Source organism: Mesorhizobium sp. P2_D6 (assembly GCF_056404315.1).
This window is the reverse complement of sequence record NZ_JBFUEG010000004.1, coordinates 193142-214464: the sequence shown is the minus strand read 5'-3', so window position 1 is coordinate 214464 and position 21323 is coordinate 193142. Positions and strand designations below refer to the sequence as shown.

The following is a 21323-nucleotide window of genomic DNA, read 5'->3' as shown; positions in this document are numbered from 1 at the left end:
CACGCCGCCCCTTGGCGGACGCGGCAAAATCCGGCAGACAGGAGGCGACGGCTTCAGGCTCGGATAAGATGTCGTCGTGGAGAGTGATGCGATGAAGATCTTCGTGTTGGGCGGCGGCGTTATCGGGGTCACCACAGCCTATTATCTCGCCGAGGCCGGCCACGAGGTCACGGTGTTCGACCGCCAGAAAGGGCCGGCGCTGGAAACCAGCTTCGCCAATGCCGGCGAGGTGTCGCCCGGCTACGCCTCGCCCTGGGCCGGTCCCGGCATTCCGCTGAAAGCGATCAAATGGCTGTTGATGAAGCATGGCCCGCTGGTCGTGCGACCGGCCTTCGATCCTTACATGTGGACGTGGCTGCTCAAGATGCTGCGCAACTGCACTGCCGATCGCTACGCCATCAACAAGGCGCGCATGGTGCCGCTCGCCGAATACAGCCGCGACACGCTGAAGGCGCTGCGCGAGGCGACCGGCATCGCTTATGACGAGCGGACCAAGGGCACGCTGCAGCTGTTTCGCACGCAAAAGCAGCTCGACGGTACCGGCGGCGATGTCGAGGTGCTGAAGAAATATGGCGTGCCCTACGAGCTGCTCGATCCCAATGGCTGCATCGCCGCCGAGCCGGCTCTGGCCGGCGTGAGGGAAAAATTCGTCGGTGGGCTGAGATTGCCCGGCGACGAAACCGGCGACTGCAAGATGTTCACCGACCGGCTGGCCGAGCTCTGCGTGGCGCGTGGCGTCACCTTCGAATACGGCACGCAGATCAGGCGCTTCACCAAGAACCGCAATCGCATCGTCAGCTTCGGAACGGATCAGCGCTCGCGCGCAGCCGACGCCTATGTGCTGGCCTTGGGCAGCTATTCGGCACGCTTCATGCGACTGCTCAGGCGTCCGATCCCGGTCTATCCGGTCAAGGGTTACTCGATCACCGTGCCGATCAAGGATGCGGCGGCTGCACCGGTATCGACGGTGATGGACGAAACCTACAAGGTGGCGATCACCAGGCTAGGCGACCGCATCCGCGTCGGCGGCACGGCGGAGATTTCCGGCTTCGACCTTAGGCTGCACGAATCGCGTCGGCGCACGCTCGAACATTCGGTCGGCGACCTGTTCCCGGATGGCGGCGACCTCAAGGCCGCGTCGTTCTGGTGCGGACTGCGGCCGATGACGCCGGATGGGCCGCCGCTGATCGGCCGCACCGAGTTCTCCAACCTCTATCTCAACACGGGCCACGGCACGCTTGGCTGGACGATGGCCTGCGGCTCGGCCAAGGTGCTGTCCGACATCATCTCCAGCAAGGTGCCGGATATCGATGTGCGAGAGTTGGGGCCGGAGCGGTATTTGCGGTAGGGATCAGAACGCCTCCTTCACCCAGCCCTTCGAGAACAGCCATCGGTAGGCCCACGGGATCGTCACCTTGGTCGATACCGGGTTCGAATGGGCGACATAGTCGTCATAGACCGGCTGCATTCTGGCGTAGAAGGCGGGGTCGAGCACCATCATGCCGTTCTCCAGGTCGTGGAAGAAGCTGCGGTTGTTGAGGTTGACCGACGAGATCGTCACCAGCCTTTCGTCGATCATCATGATCTTGGAATGCAGCACGACATCGGGCGCCTTGAATTCGCGGATGTTGATGCGGTCGCCATGTTTCTCGACGAACAGCTTGTTGAGCGCGGTCAGCAACTTGCCGCCAATGTCGCCCTTGAGGTCGATGCGGCCGATAATGTCGATCCTGACGCCACGCGCCAGTGCCCGCTCGATGGCCAGGCTGAGCTTCGGTGTCAGATTGAGGTAGGGATTGACGATCTCGATATGGTGCTCTGCGGTGTCGATCAGCTCGACGAAATAGGTCTCCAGCGCGTGGTTGTCCTCATAAGGCACCGAGATGAAATGGCGCACCGTGCCTGGGGGGCGCCGGCCGTCGGTGCGCACCGGAATGGAAAAAGGCCTGATAATGTTGGTGTCGGCGTCGCGCAACCACAAGGTCGAGAGGTGCGCAGCCAATATCTCGACCGTTGCCGGGTCGGCGAACTCGATGTCGAAATCGCTCCAGTTCGAATAGTAGTTCAGCGAGAAGCCGTCTGTCTTGCCGTATTGCTCCAGGTTGGGATAGCGCGACAGGTCGATCGGCTTATGGAACAGGAAGCCATCATGGATGTTGCGGCCGCCGATGATGACGCGCGAGCGGGCGGGATTTTCGGCCAGCGTCGCCAGCATCTTGACGTGGTGGGTCTTGTGCAGTTGCGACAGCTGCTCGCCGATCGGCGCCCCTTGGTCGGCTCGCCAGCGGTATTCCTGCAACTCGACATTGGGGTAGTCGGCCGCCAGGCGGTGCAGTAGGGCGTCGTCCTTGTCGCGCTCCAGCACGTCGGTCACCATGATGCGCACCTTGGTGCCGAGGGCGGCGTGGTGGCGGATCAGCCGCTCGAGGACGCGGCCGGAAAAGTCAGCCTTGAATTCCAGTGACGACAGATAGACCAGCTTGAGTTTCGGCGCGCGCGAGAAGTCGAGCGGCAGTTCGGGATCGGCCTTGTCGAAGGCGCTGTCGGGTAGCGGCACGCCGAGCAGCGCCTCGACCTTGGCGTTGAAGCCGTCGCGCGACTTGCGGAGCAGGCGCGGTGACCCCAGCGGCAGTGAGCAGGTCTGCGACAGCCAGCGACCGGCATAGAAGACACGGTCGAGCTCCTCCAGCCCGGAGGGATCGGGCACCGGACAGCGCTCATAGCGGCTGTCGAGCGCGGCAATTGCCGGGTACGCGACCTCTTCGCGCAGGATGGTGAGTGGCGTCCCCGCCGGGGCCAGACTGGAACTGACCTTGAGACTGCAGCGGTTAAGACCATCGCTCGGGAACAGGCTGGCGGTTTGCCCGGCCGACAGGCGGAGCCGGAGTGCGGCGCCGCTCGCCACGGTGCGCGGACCGCCGACGGCGCGGATGGCCAGCGCGCCGTCGCAGGCGCCGGATATGTCGACAGGCAGCTTTCCCGACTGGCGCAGCAAGATCTCAACCGAGCGCGCCTGCAGGCCGGAGAAGCTGAACGTCTTGGGCGCGGAGGGCCGGGCAGCGGCGTCGATATAGAGCGTCTGCCGCGACACCCGCCAGCGGCCGCCAAAATGGCCTTCGCCAGCCGTGCCGCTCGCCGCTGGCATCTGCCCCGCGCCGACCGGCTTCGCCAGTCGTTCCAGCGTCAGGTAGGTGGCCTGGAAATCACGGTTGGCGATGGCATGGCGGTCATGGCCGAACGGACCGGTGCCGTTCGCCCTGTCCATGGCACCGATCTGGTTGTGGGCGAGCAGCGCCAGAAACTGCCTTTCGTAGTCGCTGGTGCCGGCATCGCCGAAAAACTGCGTGGCAGCGACTTGCGGTCCTGGCGCGTCGGCCGACAGCGAGGGCCGCGCGCAGTCCTCGTTACCAGGGAAGAAGTCGCAGCTATGTTTAAGCGGACCAGCGCATGCGGCCAGCGCCATAAGCGCCAGCCCGGCCAGGACCAGGCAAGTGGCGCGGTTCATCCCGCCGCCCCGTTCATGGTTTTCAGCTCGGCCGGGTCGCGGGGTGGCAGGAAGCCTTGCGGAAAGACCTTGCAGACGGGAAGCGCAAAGGTGGCGATCAAAAGCTCGGCCCCGCCGCGCATCTTTTTCGGCGCCGTCCTGTCGTCGCGGATTGCCTTTGCCGAGGCGACCAAAGCGCCGTCGCAGGCGCAATGGTTGCGCCGCGCGATGTAGCAGGCGTCATGGATCTGGCAGGCGCTGTCGAGACGGTCGACCGGCCGGGCCGAGAGGTCGCCGGTGCGGGTGCCCGGGCCGCAATAATTGCCGAAGACGAAAGGCGAGGGGCGAGCCATCGCGATGCGGATCGGCTTGGGCAGTTCGGCTTCCGGAACCTTGGTCCATGGGTTGGCGCAGGCCGAAAGCCAGGCCAGCAGGAGGATGGCAAGAACGGCTCGCATTGTTATTCGCGCCAGCTTTCCGAAAAATGTGCCACCCGGCGCTCCACCGTACCAGCGGCAAAATCCTGCGCCTGATGCCTCACTCACTGATTCCGTGGCAAGGGAAGGGGATTTTATGGCAAGGGAAAGGCGATAGCCTACACGAACAGCCCGCGCTCCCTCTCCACCGCCTTGGTGATGAAGTTGGCGACGATCTGCACGCGGCGGAGAGGGCGAACCGATTCATGATAGACCAGCCAGTAGGCGCGGCGGATCGGCGCGACGATGTCGACGGGGATCAGCTCCGGCATCGAGCGGGCGACGAAGGTGTGCAGGATGCCAATGCCGGCGCCGGAGCGCACCGCCTCGGCCTGGCCGAGGGCCGAGGAAATGGCAAAGCTGGTGCGCCAGTCCGGGCTGAATTCGGCCGCATAGTCGAGCGATGGGCTGACGATGAGGTCCGGCACATAGCCGATCAATGTATGCTGGCTAAGTTCCGCTGATGTCCGCGGCAGGCCATGTGCCTCAACATAGGCGCGCGAGGCAAACAGGCCGAGCGTGTAGTCGACCAGCTTTCCCGCCACCAGCCTGCCTTCGCTCGGCCGCTCGACGGTGATGGCGATGTCGGCCTCGCGCCGTGACAGCGAGAAGGAACGCGGCACCGGCACCAGCTGGATGGTCAGTTCGCGGTGCAGCGCCGTCAGCGCACCGAGACGCGTGGCGAGGAAGGCGACGCCGAACCCGTCGGGCGCGCCGATGCGCACCGTGCCGGAAATATCGTCGCCTTCGCCCGACACGGTTGAGCGCGCAGCGATCATGTCGCCCTCCATTCGCTCGGCAATGTCGAGAAAGCGCTCGCCGGCCGGCGTCAGCTCGCTGCCGGTGGTGAGCCGGCGAAAGAGTTTTGTGCGCAGCGCATCCTCGAGCGCCGCGATGCGGCGTGAGACGGTGGCGTGGTTGAGCTCGAGGCGCTTGGCGGCACCGAGGATCTGGCCAGCGCGGGCCACGGCGAGGAAGATGCGGACGTCATCCCAGTTCATGCGGATGGTCCGATTTAGTGGCGAGCGCCGCGTTCCCGCCCACCCCTCTCTGGCCTGCCGGCCATCTCCCCCGCAAGGGGGGAGATTGGATGTCACTCCGGCTTTCGCCAATCTTGACCGCTGAAAGAAAGGCACCGTCGCTGACGCTGCTGATCTCCCCCCTTGCGGGGGAGATGGCCGGCAGGCCAGAGGGGGGTGTGAAGGATCGCAACTCTCTATCCTTGCTGCCAATCAACAGAACATCGCTATTTGCGGCATTTAATGCACACTCATCGGCTGTTGTCTATTTGCCGCACAACGGTTGCGTTCTCCCTCGCGTTGCCTTCGCGCCTGCAAAGGCGTTGAATGCACCATCACAAACTCAGGGAGAGAAACCATGATCGAATACGGTCATTTCATCGGCGGCAAGCATGTCGCCGGGACCAGCGGGCGCAAGCAGGATGTCATGCAGCCGATGGACGGCACGGTGCGCGGCACGGTGGCGCTGGCTTCGCCGGCGGAACTGCGCGCGGCGGTCGAGAATGCCAAGGAGGCGCAGCCGAAATGGGCCGCCACCAACCCGCAGCGCCGCGTGCGCGTCTTGATGAAATTCCTCGAACTGGTCGCCCGCGACTATGACGAACTGGCCGACATACTGGCGCGCGAGCATGGCAAGACCATCGCCGACGCCAAGGGCGACATCCAGCGCGGCCTCGAAGTGGTTGAAGTCTGCATCGGCGCACCGCACATGATGAAGGGCGAATTCACCGACGGCGCCGGCCCCGGCATCGACGTCTATTCGATGCGCCAGCCGCTCGGCGTCGTCGCCGGCATCACGCCGTTCAATTTCCCGGCGATGATCCCGCTGTGGAAGATCGCGCCGGCAATCGCTTGCGGCAACGCGTTCATCCTGAAGCCTTCGGAGCGCGACCCGGGCGTTCCGATGCGCATCGCCGAACTGTTCATCGAGGCCGGCCTGCCGGCCGGCATCCTCAACGTCGTCAATGGCGACAAGGATGTCGTCGACGCCATTCTCGACGATGCCGATATCAAGGCCATCGGCTTTGTCGGCTCGACGCCGATCGCCCACTACATCTATTCGCGCGGCACGGCCGCCGGCAAACGTGTGCAGTGCTTCGGTGGCGCCAAGAACCACATGATCATCATGCCCGACGCCGACATGGACCAGACGGTCGATGCGTTGATCGGCGCCGGCTACGGCTCGGCCGGCGAGCGCTGCATGGCGATCTCGGTGGCGGTTCCGGTCGGTAACGACACCGCCAACCGGCTGATGGAAAAACTGGTCCCGCGTGTCGAAAGCCTAAAGGTTGGCCCATCGACCGATTCCTCCGCTGATTTCGGCCCGCTGGTGACGCGCCAAGCTCTGGAGCGGGTCAAGGGCTATGTCGACATCGGCGTCAAGGAAGGCGCCAAGCTGGTCGTCGACGGCCGCGGCTTCTCCATGCAGGGCTACGAGGACGGCTACTATATCGGCGGCTGCCTGTTCGACAACGTCACCGCCGACATGCGCATCTACAAGGAAGAGATTTTTGGGCCGGTGCTGTCGGTGGTGCGCGCGCCGACCTATGAGAACGCCATCAAGCTCGCCAACGACCACGAAATGGGCAATGGCGTCGCCATCTTCACCCGCGACGGCGATGCCGCGCGTGACTTTGCTTCCCGAGTTCAAGTCGGCATGGTCGGCGTCAACGTGCCGATCCCGGTTCCGATCGCCTATTACACGTTCGGTGGCTGGAAGGCGTCGTCCTTTGGCGACCTCAACCAGCACGGCCCGGACGCATTCCGCTTCTACACCAAGACCAAGACGGTGACGTCGCGCTGGCCGTCCGGCATCAAGGATGGCGCGGAATTCGTCATCCCGACGATGAACTGACGTCTGGTACTTGTTCCACGATCAGGGGCGCAACCTTGTTGCGCCCCTGATTTTTTGCATGACGTCACACCGTCGGAATCGTGCCGCCATCGATGACGTATTCGGCGCCGTGGATCGCCGAGGCGCGGTCGGAAACAAGGAAAGCCACCAGTTCCGCAACCTCTTGCGGCCATGCCGGCCGGCCGATCGGGATGCCGCCCAGCGCATCCATGATGCCCTGGCGGGCGGTTGCCTCGTCCGAACCCGAGTGGGATGCCAGCCGCCTCACCATGGCTTCTGAAGCCGGGGTGTGGACCCAGCCCGGCGCCACAGTGTTGACGCGAATCCCTTTCGGCCCGAGCTCCTTGGACAGCGCCTTGCTGTAGGTCGATAGGGCCGCCTTGGCTGCCGCATAGGCGATGGTGGATTCGTGTAGCGGCAGGCGGCGCTGGATCGACGATATATGGACGATGGCGCCGGAGCCTTGCTCGATCATATGCGGGACAAGCAGGCGATCGAGCCGCACCGCCGCCAGCAGGTTGAGGTTTAGTTCATCTTGCCAGGCCTGCTCCGACAGTCCGGCAAATCCTCCCCCTGGGCTCTTCGAACCGCCGACGCTGTGAACGATGATGTCGACGCCACCAAGCTGTTCCATGACATTTGCGGCCACTTTTTCGGTCCCTGCCAGAGTGCTGACGTCGGCCTGCACGAACAGCTTCGGCGATGATGCTTCGGTTGCCGAACGAGCGATGGTGACAACCAGCGCGCCCGCCGCCGAAAGCCTGGCAACGATGGCCTCGCCGGCACCCTTGGTGCCGCCGGTGACCAGAACGCGACTGCCGGCAAATTCCTGGGCGTCGACCGCAAATTTCTGGACGATGGTCATGCGCCGATCTCCAGCCGCGCGATCCGGTCGCCCGCCAGCGTGAAGTTGTAATGGAGCGTCGCAGGGCTGCCGGGGAAATTACCTGAGACGAGGCCGGCGACCCGCCATGCCTGACCATTGGCCGTCGCGTCGGCGACCTCGACAGTCACCCGGTATTTGCGTGTGGTTGCATCCATCCAGTCGCGGATGGCGTCCGACCCCTGATGGATTTCGCCTTCGTCGCGAACCGTCGCATCCGGTGCGAAGGGGGTGAGCATGGCGTCGATGTCGTGCCGGTTCTTGGCAGCAAAATAATCCGCCAGCAACTGGGGAAGTTTTACGGTCATGATCTCGTCTCCGGTTCCGGTTGTCGCTCCGCCGGCTTGACGTCGGCGGTGCTTGTCCGGCCCCTAAAGTGAGGTATGCTGCGGAAATGACAAGAACCGACGAAAAGGTAAGGTACTTACCCGAAAGTAAGGTTGAGCCTGAGAGCAAGGTCGAGCCGCTGACGCCCTCATCTGCTGCAAGCGGCGTAGAGAATGTGCTGCGAATCCTCGAAGGCCGCTGGAAACTGGTGATCCTGTTCCACCTGTTCGGCGGCAAGGTGCTACGCTTCTCCGATCTCGAACGGGCGATCCCGGCGATCTCGCAGAAGATGCTGATCCAGCAGCTGCGGCAGATGGAGTCCCATGGCATCGTTCGCCGTATCGTGCATCACCAGGTGCCGCCGAAGGTCGAGTATTGTCTGACCGACTGGGGTCAGGCCCTGTGCCCGGCGCTCGATGCCTTGCTGAAATGGGCAGCACTTCGCGAACCGGCGGAAGTCTGACGCCGATCGTTGTCCTGCAACGCGCCGCAGGCCTCGAAATGGTGCTTGTTTTCGGATCGGGGCCTCACCATATCGATTCAAGGGAATGATAAAATTCCCTGACGACAGACCGGAAAACCAGAAGGAGTGACGTGATGAAGACGTCGGAACCGGCCTGGAACGCTCCGGCATATTGAGGCTGCCCCATGTGCCTCCCTTTGCCGGAACGCCAAGGCGAAGGAGGTGCCCAATGGCACACAAATTTTCGTTTCGATGGACCAGGATAGCCGTGATCGGCACCGCGCTGGCGCTGTCGACGCTATCGGGGCAGGCGCAATTTATCTGCGGTGGCCACAGCGACCTCGTCGCGGGGCTGGCGCAGGCCTTTCAACAAAAGCAGATCGGCTACGGTGTGGTCGGCGAGGCCGCCATTGTCGAGATCTATGTTGCGGCAAATGGGACCTGGTCGATGCTGGTGACCGACGTGAAGGGCCGAAGCTGCATCTTCGCGACCGGTGACGGATGGGAGAATACCGCCATCGCCACCGCGCAAGGGATCTGATCGCCCGTTCAGCGCGTCGCCGCCGTCTCGGCATGGCCACGCAGCAGCGCCATCAGGCGCTTGGCGTCCTTGGCGGCGGCTTCCTCATCGCCGTCCAGGATCGAGCGGATCAGCGCGACATGGTGCTCGGCGGATTCGGCGAGCCCCGTATCGGCCTTGTAGCGAAACCAGAAGCGGCGGCTGTGGGTCTGCAAGGGCGCGGCCAGCCGCGCCGCGAACGGGTTGTCGGCGGCCAGCGCCAGCGCCTCGTCGAGCGCCTTGTCGGCCTGGATGAAGGCCAGCACGTTGCCCGAGATGACCGCCTTCTGCATGGCAAGTGCTGCGTCATGAAACATGTCGGCGGCCTCGCGGGTGACGAAACGGGCGGCTGAGCGTGCCAGCACCACCTCGACGCCGCGGCGCGCGTCAAGCACGCGCAGCCAGTCGCCGGGGTGCAGCGGGGCAATGGCGATGCCGGCGCGTGGCCTTATGTCGAGCAAGCCTTCCCAGGCCAGGCGCTGGATCGCCTCGCGCACTGGCGTGCGGCCGAGGCCGAGCCTTTCGATTAGGGCGCCCTCGGTGACAAAGCTCGCCGGCGCCAGTGCCAGCGTCACGATCATATGTTCGAGCGCGCGATAGGCCTTGGTGGCAGCCGGCTCTGGGGATGCAGTGTCGGTGGATATCAAAGGTTCGCTCCTGATATATTTTAGATATATCATAGCAGATTCCGCATTGACAGTGGATTTCTTAGCAGATATACGGCTGATATATCAGATGGAGAGACAGCTATGTGGACCGGAGTTTTCCCCGCCGTCACGACCAAATTCACTGCTGACGACCGCCTCGACCATGCCGAGATGGAGCGCTGCTTTGCCTTGCAGATGGAGGCCGGCTGCGACGGCATCATCGTCTGCGGCTCGCTCGGCGAAGGCCCGATGCTGTCGCATGACGAAAAGATCGAGGTGCTGAAGACGGCACAGAAAGTCGCCGGGAACAAGCCGGTGCTGCTGACGGTCAACGAGGCCGGCACCCGCGAGGCGGCAAGCATCGCCAAGCGCGCGAGCCGGGAAGGCGCCAACGGACTGATGGTGGTGCCGAGCCCGATCTATCACACCAACCCGGAAGAGACGGTCGCCGCCTTGCGCGCCGTCGCCCAGGCCGGCGACCTGCCGGTGATGATCTACTCCAACCGGCTCGCCTACCGCGTCGACGTCGCCGTCGACCAGATGGAGGAGCTGGCCGCCGACAAGCGCTTCGTCGCCATCAAGGAATCGTCCGACGATATCAGGCGTTCGACCGAGATCATCAACCGCTTCGGCGACCGCTACGACCTCTTCACCGGCGTCGACAATCTCGCTTTCGAGGCGCTGTCGGTCGGCGCCATCGGCTGGGTAGCGGGTCTGGTCACGGCCTTCCCGCGCGAGACGGTGGCCATCTTCCAGTTGATGAAGCGGGGCCGCCGCGAGGAGGCGCTTTCGATCTACCGCTGGTTCCGGCCGCTGCTCGATCTCGACGTGTCGACCTATCTGGTACAAAACATCAAGCTTGCCGAAGTGTTCGCCATCCAGACCAACGACCGCGTGCGCATGCCGCGCCAGCCGCTGTCAGGCGAGCGCCGCAAGACAGTCGAGAAGATTGTCAAGGACGCATTGGCGGCACGGCCGAAGCTGCCGACGTTGTGAAAGCTTTCTTCTCCCCGTTCACGGGGAGAAGATGGCGGCAGCCAGATGAGGGGCAGCGCCAGCGTGCAAGGAAATTCCAAATCGGCAGAGGCGGGGCGCCGCCCCTCATCCGCCCTTCGGGCACCGCAGCCCTTCGCTGGCGCTCCGGGCGTTCGTCGTTCGGAAAGCCAAGCAATTGGCTTTTCGTCCGCTGCGCGGACCACTCCTCACCCCCGTGAGCGGGGAGAAGGGGAAGACATCGCCATTGTCGGTGGCGGCATTGTCGGTATCTGCGCCGCAGCCCTGCTGGCTGAGGCCGGGCGCAGCGTCACCATCTTCGACCGGACTGGCATTTGCGAGGAAACCAGCTCCGGCAATGCCGCCGCCTTCGCCTTCTCCGATGTGCTACCGATGGCGCATAAGGGCATGATGCGGCAATTGCCGAAATGGCTTGCCGATCCGCTCGGACCGCTCAGCATCCCACCGGCCTATCTGCCGAAGCTCCTGCCATGGCTGTTCCGCTTCTGGCGCGCTGGCGCGCCGCGGCATTATGAGGCGAGCCTTGTGGCACAGGCGGGCATGATGAGGCTCGCCGAGGCCGAATGGATAGGGTTGCTCGAGCGGTCCCGCACGGGGCCGATGCTGCACGAGGATGGTTCGCTGGAACTTTACGAAAGCGAGGCAGAGTTCCAGGCCGGACTGTCCGGCTGGGTGGCGCGAGAGCGCTTCGGCATCGGCTTTCGCCATGTCGAAGGCGAGGAACTGGCGCGGCTGCAGCCTGGGTTGTCGCCGCGCTTCATCAAGGGCACGTTCGTGCCGGGATGGAAGACCGTCGCCGACCCGAAACTACTCGGCAAGGCGGTCTGGGCCTATGCCGAAGGTTTGGGCGCGCGTTTCGAAAAAGCACGCATCGAGCGCGTCGCGACCAATGATGGCGGCGCGATGCTGACACTGGCCGACGGTACGACCAGGCAGGCGAGGCACCTCGTCGTCGCGGCCGGGGCATGGTCGCATCTGCTGGCCAAGAACCTCGGCGACATTATCCCGCTGGAGACCGAGCGCGGCTACAACACGACATTGCCGAAGACCGCCTTCGCCGTGCAGCGGATGCTGATCTTCTCCGGCCACGGTTTCGTCATCACGCCGCTCGACACTGGCTTGCGCGTCGGCGGCGCCGTCGAGTTGGGCGGACTTGACCGGCCGCCGAATTTTGCACGCTCGAAGGCGATGCTGGAAAAAGCCCGACAATTCCTTCCGGGGCTGGACCCGTCAGGCGGCCGCGAATGGATGGGCTATCGTCCGTCGCTGCCGGATTCGCTGCCGGTCATCGGCACGGCGCGCACTGCGCCCAACGTTGTCTACGCCTTTGGCCATGGCCATCTCGGCCTGACCCAGGCGGCGGCCAGCGGCCGCTTGATCCGCGATCTCGTTCTCGGGCAGACTTCGCCGATCGATCTTACCCCCTTCAGCCCGCAACGGTTTTGAGTTCGAGGAAATCATGGCCAAAAAATCCTTCTTCTGCATCGACGGCCATACTTGCGGCAATCCGGTGCGGCTGGTCGCTGGCGGCGGACCCTTGCTCGAGGGGTCGACGATGATGGAACGGCGAGCGCATTTCCTGGCGGAGTATGACTGGATCCGCACCGGGCTGATGTTCGAGCCGCGCGGCCATGACGTGATGTCGGGCTCGATCCTTTATCCGCCGACGCGCGAGGATTGCGACATCGCCATCCTGTTCATCGAGACATCGGGCTGCCTGCCGATGTGCGGCCACGGCACGATCGGCACGGTGACGATGGCCATCGAACATGGGCTGATCAAGCCGAAAACGCCTGGTGTGCTCAGGCTCGACACGCCGGCCGGGCTGGTCATCGCCGAGTACAAACAGGTTGGTGATTATGTCGAAGAGGTGCGTATCACCAATGTGCCGTCCTTCCTTTATGCGGAAGGGCTGACGGTGGAGTGTCCGCAGCTTGGCGAGATTACCGTCGATGTCGCTTATGGCGGCAATTTCTACGCCATCGTCGAACCGCAGGCGAATTACCATGACATGGCTGACTATTCCGCCGGCGATTTCATCGCCTGGAGCCCGGTGGTGCGGCAGCGGCTCAACGAGAAGTATTCGTTCGTGCATCCGGAAAATCCTGAGATCAACCGGCTGTCGCACATGCTGTGGACGGGCAAGCCGACGGTGGCGGGCGCCGATGCGCGCAATGCCGTCTTCTATGGCGACAAGGCGATCGACCGCTCGCCCTGCGGCACAGGCACTTCGGCACGCATGGCGCAGCTTCACGCCAAGGGCAAGCTCAAGGCCGGCGACAGCTTCGTCCATGAATCGATCATCGGTTCGCTGTTCAAGGGTAAGGTCGAAAAGGACGTCACCGTTGCCGGTAAGCCGGCCATCATCCCTTCGATCGGCGGCTGGGCGCGGATGACCGGTCTGAACACTATCTTCATCGACGACCGCGATCCGTTCGCGCATGGGTTCGTCGTCAAGTAGCGGGCTGGTTGCCCTCGGCATCGACCGAGACTTCCCGACGAAACCAGTCGGCGAAGGTGAGTGCGGCGGGGGAGGCATTCGCCGCCATGGTCAGGAAATAAGCCTTGTCGCGGTTCGTCGATATGTCGGACAGGACCACCAGGTCGCCGCGCTTCAGTTCGTCGCGAAAGACATCGACCGGGCATAGCGCCACGCCATGCCCGGCGATGACCGCGGTGGCAAGGATGTTGAAGTCGGCAAAGACCGGCCCGTTGCCGACATCGACCTTGGCCAGTCCGGCCTCGGCAAACCAATCGCTCCAGCCCTGGCGGTTCTCGTCGTGCAGCAGGTCGGCGCCGGCGATCCCGGCAGGTGTCCTGAGATGCTCCCTGCCGGCCAGATAGTAGGGGCTGCACACTGGGCGGTTGAGGCGCGAAAACAGTTTCAGGCTGGTGACGCCGGGCGTCGGATCGGCGCCGAGCGTGATCAGCACATCATTGTCGCCATCGCCAAGCCTGTCCTCGGCTTTGGCATAGGCGACGCGCATGCCGATGTCGGGGTGACTGGCGGTGAAGGCTGGCAGGCGGGGCACAAGCCAGCGGCTGGCGATGGACGGGATGCAGCCGACAGAAATCGTCGCCGCCGCGGCATTGCGCCGGATGCGCCGGCAGGTGGCGCCGAGTTCGGCAAGGGCTGCGCTCGCTGACGCCTGCAGGATCACGCCGGCATCGGTCAGCCTTACCTTGCGCGCGTCGCGGTGGAACAGAGGCACGCCCAGCCACTCCTCCAGGCGCCTTATCTGGTGACTGATCGCCGGATGGGTCACATGCAACTCTTCGGCGGCAGCGGAAAAGCTCAAGCGGCGGGAGGCAGCCTCAAAGGCCCGGATGGCATTCAGCGGAATGTAGTCCATCTGTAAGATTTACTAACATGACCGGTGAGAAGCAATCATTTGAAAGTCCGCCCGGCATGCAGCATCTCTGCCGTGGATCACCAATCCATCCGCAACTTCCCGGTCCTTGGCCGGCATCCGCAGGGAAATCGTCATGTTCACCAGACAATTGGATGATGTAGAAAAATCTGACTTCTTCGTGAATTGGGGCAATGGCACCAGCCACCGGTTGCTGACCCAGCAGGACGGCATGGGCTTCACCGTCTGCCACACTGTCGTGCGCGCAGGCAGCGAATCGCGCCTCCACTATGTCAGGCATTTCGAGGCCTGTTATTGCATCGCCGGCGCCGGCGAGGTCGAGGACATGTCCGGCGCGGTGCATCGTATAGAGCCGGGTACGATCTATGTCCTCAATGAGCATGACGAGCATTATCTGCGGGCCGACGCCGCAGGCGACATGATCCTGGTCAGCGTTTTCAATCCGCCCTTGAAGGGCACGGAGCGGCATGCGCTGAGCGACGACGGTGGATCCGCCTACTGATCACAGACACGTAGTCGCTTCCGTGCCCGGCGGGCGGGCCTGGAAGCCCGGTTTCTTACACTGTCTTCTATCGACCATCACGATCCACTTGCGCACAGCCAAGGCCAAGCGGCAAGAATCTTGCCCCTAAGGAAAGGAATGTGGCTAAAAAACGAAGCATGCCGGCAACGCAACGAATCGTCTCATCACCTAATTTTGACGGCGATTTCTTCGAAATGAGGTGCATGGTCCGGCTGAATCGTCAAAGACATTGCGTTATGCCAATGATAGGGTCCGCGATAGTCCAGGGGTCGGGAGCAAAAAAACGGGCAAACGGAAGGCGTGCCGGCAAAACACGCACGACGTTTGAAAAATCACGTTGCAATCCGGGCTCGAAACTTTACGACTAGGGGAAATACGAAAAGGAATGCGTCTGCATGGGCGACATTCCAGGGGAGCCATGTACACATGCAGTACTTTGTCCAGCAGCTTATCAATGGGCTGACGCTGGGATCGATCTATGGGCTGATCGCAATCGGCTACACGATGGTCTACGGCATCATCGGCATGATCAACTTCGCCCACGGCGACATTTTCATGGTCGGGGCATTCGCCGCCCTCGTCGTCTTCCTCATCCTCGGCTCCTTGTTCTATTCGGTGCCGATCGTCCTGGCGCTGCTGATCATGATGATCGTGGCGATGCTGCTCACCAGCCTCTACAACTGGACGATCGAGAAGGTGGCCTACCGGCCGCTGCGCGGGTCGTTCCGGCTGGCGCCGCTGATCACCGCCATCGGCATGTCGATCGCGCTGTCGAACTTCATCCAGGTGACGCAGGGTCCGCGCAACAAGCCGATCCCGCCGATGGTCAGCCAGGTCTACAACATCAATGGCATCAGCGTGTCGCTGAAGCAGATCATTATCGTCATCGTCACCGCGCTGCTGCTGGCGCTGTTCTGGTACCTGGTCAACAGGACCTCGCTTGGCCGCGCCCAGCGCGCCTGCGAACAGGATCGCAAGATGGCCGCGCTGCTCGGCGTCGACGTCGACCGTACGATCTCGATCACCTTCATCATGGGCGCAGCGCTTGCGGCCGTCGCCGGCACGCTGTTCCTGATGTATTACGGCGTTATCGCCTTCTCCGACGGCTTCGTGCCGGGGGTCAAGGCCTTCACCGCGGCCGTTCTCGGCGGCATCGGGTCTCTGCCGGGCGCCGTGCTTGGCGGGCTGCTGATCGGCTTCATCGAAAGCATGTGGTCGGCCTATTTCTCGATCGACTACAAGGACGTCGCGGCGTTCTCCATCCTGGCGATCGTGCTGATCTTCCTGCCTTCCGGCATTTTGGGCCGGCCAGAAGTCGAAAAGGTCTGAGACAATGGCGGTTACCGTATCCTCGGAGCGCGACACCGTCGCCTCCCCCGTGCAGCGCGCATTTCGTGAGGCGCTCTATGCCGGTGCCATCTCGCTGGGCCTGTTCGTTCTGTTCATCGGCCTGAAGACCGACCAGAACATCAGCAACCAGTTGATCCTAGTGACGCGCTGGTGGCTGCTCATCACCGTGGTCGTGCTGACCATGCTTGGCCGCTTCTTCTACATTGCCTATGGCCAGCCCTTCATGGCCAATCAGAAGATCGCCAATGTCGCCACCGGTCTGTTGCCGGCCAGCGTGGCGTCGCGCTTCTTCCTGCTTCCGGCCTTCATCGTGGCCATCGTGCTGGCAGCGATACTGTTTGTGTTCGGCGGCGCCTTGCCGGGCCTGGTAGGCGATGGTCTGGCCGGCTATCTGCAGTTCCTGCGCGCGCTGGCCGTCATCTATGCGCTGGCCTGTGTGATCTTCTACTTCCGCGCCTACATCCATGACAATTTCACCAAGCTCGGGATCACCGCATTGGTGCTCTATCCGATCCTGGTCGTCGGCGTGTTGTCGCTGATGTCGTGGTCGTTCGTCGGCGGGCTGCAGGGCTCGCTGAAGTGGATCGACAATTTCGGCATACAGATCCTGATCTATGTGATGCTGGCCTGGGGGCTGAACATCGTCGTCGGCCTCGCCGGCCTGCTCGATCTCGGCTACGTCGCCTTCTACGCGGTCGGCGCCTACGCCTATGCGCTGCTCGGCTCTCACTACGGCCTGTCGTTCTGGATCCTGCTGCCGGCAGCCGGCGCCATGGCCGCCTTCTGGGGCGTGATGCTCGGCTTTCCTGTGCTCCGGCTGCGTGGCGACTACCTGGCGATCGTCACTCTGGCCTTCGGCGAGATCATCCGCCTGGTGCTGATCAACTGGCGTGAAGTCACCAACGGCTCGGCCGGCATCTCCGGTATCCCGAAGGTCACGTTCTTCGGCCTGATGACGTTCAATTCGACGGACCCGAACTATATCGGCAAGGTGCTGCACATCGCCCAGTCGAGCGCCTACTACAAGATCTTCCTCTACTATCTGATCCTGGCGCTGGCGCTGCTGACCGCGTTCGTCACGATCCGGCTCAGGCGCATGCCTGTCGGCCGCGCCTGGGAGGCACTGCGCGAGGACGAGATCGCCTGCCGCTCGCTCGGCATCAACACCACCACCACCAAGCTCACCGCCTTTGCCACCGGCGCCATGTTCGGCGGTTTTGCCGGCGCCTTCTTCTCCGCACGGCAGGGCTTCGTCAGCCCTGAATCCTTCGTCTTCCTGGAATCGGCGATCATCCTGGCCATCGTTGTGCTCGGTGGCATGGGCTCGCTGGTCGGTATCGCGGTCGCCGCAATGGTGATGATCGGCGGCACCGAGGCACTGCGGGAACTCGACTTTCTCAAGCAGGTCTTCGGCAAGGATTTCACGCCGGAGCTTTACCGCATGCTTCTGTTCGGCATGGCCATGGTCATCGTCATGCTGTGGAAGCCGCGCGGCTTCGTCGGTAGTCGTGAACCGACAGCCTTCCTCAAGGAGCGAAGAGCGGTCTCCAGTTCCTTCACCAAGGAAGGACACGGCTGATGAATGCGAGTTCGATTCAGAAGGCCAATCCGGGTATGAAAGACGCCATTCTCCAGGTCGAGCATCTGTCGATGAAGTTCGGCGGCCTGGTCGCCATCGGCGACCTGTCCTTCCAGGCCAAGCGCGGCGAGATCACCGCGCTGATCGGACCCAACGGCGCCGGCAAGACCACCGTGTTCAACTGCATCACCGGCTTCTACAAGCCGTCGGAAGGCATGATCACGCTCAACGGTGCCGACGGCTCGAGCTTCCTGCTCGAACGGCTGCCCAATCACGAGATCCCGGCGCGCGCCAAGGTGGCGCGCACCTTCCAGAACATCCGCCTGTTCTCGGGCATGACGCTGTTGGAGAACCTCTTGGTTGCCCAGCACAACAAGCTGATGAAGGCATCGGGCTATACGATCCTGGGCCTGTTCGGGATCGGCGGCTACCGCAGGGCCTCGGCCGAATCGGTTGAGCTTGCCAAGCACTGGCTGGAGAAGGCCGATCTTGTCGATCGCGCCGACGATCCGGCCGGCGATTTGCCCTATGGCGCGCAGCGGCGCCTCGAGATCGCGCGCGCCATGTGCACGGGGCCCGAGCTTCTGTGCCTCGACGAGCCGGCGGCCGGTCTCAATCCGAAGGAATCGGCCGCGCTCAATTCGCTGCTGATGGACATCAAGAGCAGCACCTCGATCCTGCTGATCGAGCACGACATGTCGGTGGTCATGCAGATTTCCGACCATGTCGTGGTGCTCGAATATGGCCGCAAGATTTCCGACGGCAGCCCGCAATCGGTGCGCACCGACCCACGCGTCATCGCCGCCTATCTCGGCGTCGACGACGAGGAGGTCGAGACGGTGCTGACCGAGGTCGGCGATGAAGACGTCATCGAGCAGTTGGACATAGGGCCTGACACAGCGCACGGACCAGGCACGTCGTCGTCTTATCTCGCCGGCCCGGTGAGCGACACGATCGGCCACAGCGAGGGCGAGCGGGTCACGGTGTCGAAGGGCGCCTCGAAGGCAGCTCAATTCGATGCAAAGGCCAACGTCGCGCCGAGAAAACCGACCGAGCGGGCCACGGCCAAGCCCGCCGGGAAATCCCCGACATCCAAGCCGCGCGGAGGGCGTAAGTGATGGCCGAGACAACGTTGCTCGACATCAAGGGCGTCGAGACCTACTACGGCAACATCAAGGCGCTGAACGGCGTCAATGTCCACGTCAACCAGGGCGAGATCGTCGCGCTGATCGGCGCCAACGGCGCCGGCAAGTCGACGCTGATGATGACCATCTTCGGGGCGCCGCGGGCCCGTTCCGGCACCATCACTTTCGCCGGCACCGACATCACCCAGATGCCGACGCACGAGATCGCGCGCATGCGCATCGCGCAGTCGCCGGAAGGCAGGCGCATTTTCCCGCGCATGACGGTGATGGAAAACCTGCAGATGGGCGCCGGTCTCGACAACCTCAAGCACTATGACGAGGATGCCGAGAAGGTGTTCACACTGTTCCCGCGCCTCAAGGAGCGCATTGCCCAGCGTGGCGGGACGCTGTCGGGCGGCGAGCAGCAGATGCTGTCGATCGGACGCGCGCTGATGGCGCGGCCGAAGCTGCTCCTGCTCGACGAGCCGTCGCTTGGCCTAGCGCCGCTGATCGTCAAGCAGATCTTCGACGCCATCCGCGAGCTGAACCGCACGCAAGGGCTGACTGTGTTCCTGGTCGAGCAGAACGCCTTCGGCGCGCTCAAGCTCGCCACGCGCGGCTATGTCATGGTCAACGGCAACGTGACCATGAGCGGCACCGGCAAGGAATTGCTCGCCAATCCGGAAGTGCGCGCGGCCTATCTCGAAGGCGGCCATCACTGAGTTTGGAGTGGAATGTATGCATACAGTACTCCGCTCCAGGTTGTTTGTTTGTCGCATGACCTTTGTCCGAAAAGTCTGCAACTTTTCGGGGTCATGTTAGGGAGTCTTCACCATGCAAGGCATTCTCTACGAGGAATCGTCAATCTGGCAGTTCTTCTTCGTCACTTGCCTGCTCGGCGGTTGGGCGGCATGGATGACCGGCAAGGCAAGCGCCCAGACATGGCGCAGCCTGCCGGCGCTGTTCGCCTACCTGCTGGGGCTCGGCATCGGCATAAGGTTCATTCATCATGCCCTGTTCGGCGGCACGATGTTTTCGCTGCAATACTATGTCGTGGACACAATCGTGCTCATGATATTGGGATTTGTCGGCTATCAATACACGCGCACCAACCAGATGGTGACGCAGTATAATTGGCTTTACGAACGTGCTTCGATCTTAAGCTGGAAGCCGAAAGGTTGACGTTCACCATTAACGCCGTTTCGGGGATGAATCGGCGTGACAAGGGCCTGAAAATCGGCAAAGTACGCTTTCTGCGATAAGGGTGGGCATCGCATGAAAGTATCATCCACGCCCACCTCGTAAATGGGAGCGTTTAAATGAAGAAATCACTTTTGTCCGCCGTTGCCCTGACCGCGCTTGTCGCGTTCGGCGGTAACGCATGGGCTGATGTCCTCGTCGGCGTCGCCGGTCCGATCACCGGCCCGAATGCGGCCTTCGGTGCGCAGCTGCAGAAGGGTGCGGAAGCGGCTGTCGCCGATATCAACGCAGCAGGCGGCATGAATGGCGAGCAGATCAAGCTTGAAGTCGGCGACGACGTCTCCGATCCGAAGCAAGGCATCTCGGTCGCCAACAAGTTCGTCGGCGACGGCGTCAAGTTCGTGGTTGGCCACTTCAACTCGGGCGTCTCGATTCCGGTGTCGCAGGAAGTCTATGTCGACAACAATATCGTCGAAGTGACCCCAGCGGCGACCAACCCGAAATTCACCGAGCGCGGCCTGTGGAACGTGTTCCGCACCTGCGGACGCGACGACCAGCAGGGCGGCATCGCCGGCGCCTATATTGCGGCCAACTTCAAGGACGCCAAGGTTGCCGTCATCCACGACAAGACCCCCTACGGTCAGGGCCTTGCCGACGAAACCAAGAAGGCGATGAACGCAGCCGGCCTGACGGAAGTCATGTACGAAGGCGTCAATGTCGGCGACAAGGACTTCTCGGCACTGATCGCCAAGATGAAGGACGCCGGCGTCACCCTGATCTATTGGGGCGGCCTGCACACCGAAGCCGGCCTGATCATCCGCCAGTCGGCTGACCAGGGCCTCAAGGCTACCTTGATGTCGGGCGACGGCATCGTCACCGACGAGCTGGCTGCGATCGCCGGCGACGCGGTTATCGGCACGCTGAATACCTTCGGCCCAGATCCGCGCCTTATCCCCGAGAACAAGGCACTGGTCGAGAAGTTCCGCGCCCAGGGCTTTGAGCCGGAAGCCTACACGCTCTACTCCTACGCTGCCATGCAAGTGATCGCGGAGGCCGCTGCCGTGGCCAAGTCGAACGATCCGGTGGAAGTGGCGAAGGCGATGCATGAGAAGGGTCCGTTCAAGACCGTTCTGGGCGACCTCGCCTATGACGAGAAGGGCGATCCGAAGCTCCCGGGCTACATCATGTACGAGTGGAAGAAGGGTCCGGACGGCAAGATCACCTGGCTGCCGAAGGGCTGATCCATTAGCTCAACCCCTACGAAATGCCCGGCGCTTGCGCCGGGCATTTTTCTTTTGATCAGTCAGAGCAGGGATGGAGCGATTGCATTGGCTAAAAAAAGAACCATTAGCCGGGGAGCGGATTGTGCGCGGGATGACAATTCGCGTCACTTGGCGACGCCATTCGCACGCAGTCTTTCGCTCCGCAGTGCTAGAATCCATTTAAATC

At 62.9% G+C, this 21323-nt stretch carries 20 protein-coding genes and 1 pseudogene; 14 read left to right on the top strand and 7 right to left on the bottom strand.

Features of this window, described 5'->3' with window-relative positions; all coding sequences use genetic code 11:
• Positions 1-91 precede the first annotated feature (91 nt).
• A complete protein-coding gene (locus AC1D1L_RS10690) occupies positions 92-1348 on the top strand; it encodes a D-amino acid dehydrogenase (RefSeq protein ID WP_477341078.1) in 1257 nt (418 codons plus the stop codon).
• Positions 1349-1351: 3 nt separating this feature from the next.
• Here the strand turns inward: AC1D1L_RS10690 and AC1D1L_RS10685 are convergent, their stop codons facing one another.
• The 3 genes from AC1D1L_RS10685 to AC1D1L_RS10675 all read right to left on the bottom strand — a co-directional run bounded on the left by AC1D1L_RS10685 (position 1352) and on the right by AC1D1L_RS10675 (position 4961).
• The gene (locus AC1D1L_RS10685) at positions 1352-3505 is read right to left on the bottom strand and encodes a phospholipase D-like domain-containing protein (protein ID WP_477341076.1); all 2154 of its coding nucleotides are present in this window, start codon (positions 3503-3505) and stop codon (positions 1352-1354) included.
• The gene (locus AC1D1L_RS10680; protein WP_477341074.1) at positions 3502-3942 is read right to left on the bottom strand and encodes a hypothetical protein; all 441 of its coding nucleotides are present in this window, start codon (positions 3940-3942) and stop codon (positions 3502-3504) included. The genes AC1D1L_RS10685 and AC1D1L_RS10680 overlap by 4 nt, the downstream gene beginning before the upstream one ends.
• Before the next feature lie 137 nt (positions 3943-4079).
• Complete coding sequence (locus AC1D1L_RS10675) at positions 4080-4961, bottom strand: LysR family transcriptional regulator (protein ID WP_192252482.1); 882 nt, start codon at positions 4959-4961, stop codon at positions 4080-4082.
• A gap of 376 nt (positions 4962-5337) precedes the next feature.
• On the opposite strand from AC1D1L_RS10675, the gene AC1D1L_RS10670 reads away from it, so the two are divergent.
• Positions 5338-6834, top strand: coding sequence for a CoA-acylating methylmalonate-semialdehyde dehydrogenase (locus tag AC1D1L_RS10670; protein ID WP_477341072.1), 1497 nt, complete (start codon positions 5338-5340; stop codon positions 6832-6834).
• A gap of 64 nt (positions 6835-6898) precedes the next feature.
• Here the strand turns inward: AC1D1L_RS10670 and AC1D1L_RS10665 are convergent, their stop codons facing one another.
• Positions 6899-7699, bottom strand: coding sequence for an SDR family oxidoreductase (locus AC1D1L_RS10665; protein WP_477341070.1), 801 nt, complete (start codon positions 7697-7699; stop codon positions 6899-6901).
• Positions 7696-8025, bottom strand: coding sequence for a nuclear transport factor 2 family protein (locus AC1D1L_RS10660; protein WP_477341068.1), 330 nt, complete (start codon positions 8023-8025; stop codon positions 7696-7698). Before AC1D1L_RS10660 ends, AC1D1L_RS10665 begins: the two co-directional genes overlap by 4 nt.
• Before the next feature lie 158 nt (positions 8026-8183).
• Here AC1D1L_RS10660 and AC1D1L_RS10655 point away from each other — a divergent pair, with 158 nt between their 5' ends.
• Both AC1D1L_RS10655 and AC1D1L_RS10650 read left to right on the top strand, forming a co-directional pair.
• Positions 8184-8507, top strand: coding sequence for a winged helix-turn-helix transcriptional regulator (locus AC1D1L_RS10655; RefSeq protein ID WP_477341464.1), 324 nt, complete (start codon positions 8184-8186; stop codon positions 8505-8507).
• A 268-nt stretch (positions 8508-8775) separates the two neighbouring features.
• Positions 8776-9048 carry a hypothetical protein gene (locus AC1D1L_RS10650; protein WP_477341066.1) on the top strand — a complete coding sequence of 91 codons (273 nt, stop codon included), beginning with the start codon at positions 8776-8778 and terminating at the stop codon, positions 9046-9048.
• A gap of 8 nt (positions 9049-9056) precedes the next feature.
• Here AC1D1L_RS10650 and AC1D1L_RS10645 read toward each other — a convergent pair whose 3' ends face one another.
• Positions 9057-9746 carry a GntR family transcriptional regulator gene (locus tag AC1D1L_RS10645; protein WP_477341064.1) on the bottom strand — a complete coding sequence of 230 codons (690 nt, stop codon included), beginning with the start codon at positions 9744-9746 and terminating at the stop codon, positions 9057-9059.
• 69 nt (positions 9747-9815) lie between these two features.
• Here AC1D1L_RS10645 and AC1D1L_RS10640 point away from each other — a divergent pair, with 69 nt between their 5' ends.
• The 3 genes from AC1D1L_RS10640 to AC1D1L_RS10630 are packed head-to-tail and all read left to right on the top strand — an operon-like array spanning position 9816 to position 13188.
• Entirely contained in the window at positions 9816-10709 is an 894-nt protein-coding gene (locus tag AC1D1L_RS10640; RefSeq protein WP_477341061.1) for a dihydrodipicolinate synthase family protein, read from the top strand.
• A gap of 45 nt (positions 10710-10754) precedes the next feature.
• Positions 10755-12173, top strand: coding sequence for an NAD(P)/FAD-dependent oxidoreductase (locus AC1D1L_RS10635; protein WP_477341059.1), 1419 nt, complete (start codon positions 10755-10757; stop codon positions 12171-12173).
• Between the two features lie 13 nt (positions 12174-12186).
• Positions 12187-13188: a 4-hydroxyproline epimerase gene (locus tag AC1D1L_RS10630; protein ID WP_477341057.1), complete on the top strand. Its 1002-nt coding sequence runs from the start codon at positions 12187-12189 to the stop codon at positions 13186-13188.
• Here AC1D1L_RS10630 and AC1D1L_RS10625 read toward each other — a convergent pair.
• Positions 13181-14080, bottom strand: coding sequence for a LysR substrate-binding domain-containing protein (locus tag AC1D1L_RS10625; protein WP_477341055.1), 900 nt, complete (start codon positions 14078-14080; stop codon positions 13181-13183). The two genes, AC1D1L_RS10630 and AC1D1L_RS10625, sit on opposite strands and share 8 nt — an antisense overlap.
• Before the next feature lie 133 nt (positions 14081-14213).
• Here AC1D1L_RS10625 and AC1D1L_RS10620 point away from each other — a divergent pair, with 133 nt between their 5' ends.
• The 7 genes and pseudogenes from AC1D1L_RS10620 to AC1D1L_RS10590 all read left to right on the top strand — a co-directional run bounded on the left by AC1D1L_RS10620 (position 14214) and on the right by AC1D1L_RS10590 (position 21115).
• Positions 14214-14600, top strand: coding sequence for an ectoine synthase (locus tag AC1D1L_RS10620; protein WP_477341053.1), 387 nt, complete (start codon positions 14214-14216; stop codon positions 14598-14600).
• A 447-nt stretch (positions 14601-15047) separates the two neighbouring features.
• The gene (locus AC1D1L_RS10615; protein WP_112559711.1) at positions 15048-15950 is read left to right on the top strand and encodes a branched-chain amino acid ABC transporter permease; all 903 of its coding nucleotides are present in this window, start codon (positions 15048-15050) and stop codon (positions 15948-15950) included.
• Positions 15951-15954: 4 nt separating this feature from the next.
• Entirely contained in the window at positions 15955-17550 is a 1596-nt protein-coding gene (gene livM / locus AC1D1L_RS10610; protein ID WP_477341050.1) for a high-affinity branched-chain amino acid ABC transporter permease LivM, read from the top strand.
• A pseudogene (locus AC1D1L_RS10605) lies at positions 17550-18656 on the top strand (ABC transporter ATP-binding protein); the annotation flags it as partial. The gene livM and the pseudogene AC1D1L_RS10605, both read left to right, overlap by 1 nt.
• 11 nt (positions 18657-18667) lie before the next feature.
• Entirely contained in the window at positions 18668-19396 is a 729-nt protein-coding gene (locus tag AC1D1L_RS10600; protein WP_352592623.1) for an ABC transporter ATP-binding protein, read from the top strand.
• Positions 19397-19508: 112 nt separating this feature from the next.
• The gene (locus AC1D1L_RS10595) at positions 19509-19856 is read left to right on the top strand and encodes a DUF6867 family protein (RefSeq protein ID WP_477341048.1); all 348 of its coding nucleotides are present in this window, start codon (positions 19509-19511) and stop codon (positions 19854-19856) included.
• Between the two features lie 137 nt (positions 19857-19993).
• A complete protein-coding gene (locus tag AC1D1L_RS10590; RefSeq protein WP_477341046.1) occupies positions 19994-21115 on the top strand; it encodes a branched-chain amino acid ABC transporter substrate-binding protein in 1122 nt (373 codons plus the stop codon).
• Positions 21116-21323: the final 208 nt, after the last annotated feature.

Bases quoted from the DNA above. Each gene is read 5' to 3' on its own strand.
- AC1D1L_RS10685 (WP_477341076.1), bottom strand. From the start codon at position 3,505: ATGAACCGCGCCACTTGCCTGGTCCTGGCCGGGCTGGCGCTTATGGCG.
- AC1D1L_RS10600 (WP_352592623.1), top strand. From the start codon at position 18,668: ATGGCCGAGACAACGTTGCTCGACATCAAGGGCGTCGAGACCTACTAC.
- AC1D1L_RS10675 (WP_192252482.1), bottom strand. From the start codon at position 4,961: ATGAACTGGGATGACGTCCGCATCTTCCTCGCCGTGGCCCGCGCTGGC.
- AC1D1L_RS10670 (WP_477341072.1), top strand. From the start codon at position 5,338: ATGATCGAATACGGTCATTTCATCGGCGGCAAGCATGTCGCCGGGACC.
- AC1D1L_RS10690 (WP_477341078.1), top strand. From the start codon at position 92: ATGAAGATCTTCGTGTTGGGCGGCGGCGTTATCGGGGTCACCACAGCC.
- livM (WP_477341050.1), top strand. From the start codon at position 15,955: ATGGCGGTTACCGTATCCTCGGAGCGCGACACCGTCGCCTCCCCCGTG.
- AC1D1L_RS10615 (WP_112559711.1), top strand. From the start codon at position 15,048: ATGCAGTACTTTGTCCAGCAGCTTATCAATGGGCTGACGCTGGGATCG.
- AC1D1L_RS10620 (WP_477341053.1), top strand. From the start codon at position 14,214: ATGTTCACCAGACAATTGGATGATGTAGAAAAATCTGACTTCTTCGTG.
- AC1D1L_RS10635 (WP_477341059.1), top strand. From the start codon at position 10,755: ATGAGGGGCAGCGCCAGCGTGCAAGGAAATTCCAAATCGGCAGAGGCG.
- AC1D1L_RS10640 (WP_477341061.1), top strand. From the start codon at position 9,816: ATGTGGACCGGAGTTTTCCCCGCCGTCACGACCAAATTCACTGCTGAC.
- AC1D1L_RS10630 (WP_477341057.1), top strand. From the start codon at position 12,187: ATGGCCAAAAAATCCTTCTTCTGCATCGACGGCCATACTTGCGGCAAT.
- AC1D1L_RS10625 (WP_477341055.1), bottom strand. From the start codon at position 14,080: ATGGACTACATTCCGCTGAATGCCATCCGGGCCTTTGAGGCTGCCTCC.
- AC1D1L_RS10590 (WP_477341046.1), top strand. From the start codon at position 19,994: ATGAAGAAATCACTTTTGTCCGCCGTTGCCCTGACCGCGCTTGTCGCG.
- AC1D1L_RS10665 (WP_477341070.1), bottom strand. From the start codon at position 7,699: ATGACCATCGTCCAGAAATTTGCGGTCGACGCCCAGGAATTTGCCGGC.
- AC1D1L_RS10660 (WP_477341068.1), bottom strand. From the start codon at position 8,025: ATGACCGTAAAACTTCCCCAGTTGCTGGCGGATTATTTTGCTGCCAAG.
- AC1D1L_RS10680 (WP_477341074.1), bottom strand. From the start codon at position 3,942: ATGCGAGCCGTTCTTGCCATCCTCCTGCTGGCCTGGCTTTCGGCCTGC.
- AC1D1L_RS10645 (WP_477341064.1), bottom strand. From the start codon at position 9,746: ATGATATATCTAAAATATATCAGGAGCGAACCTTTGATATCCACCGAC.
- AC1D1L_RS10595 (WP_477341048.1), top strand. From the start codon at position 19,509: ATGCAAGGCATTCTCTACGAGGAATCGTCAATCTGGCAGTTCTTCTTC.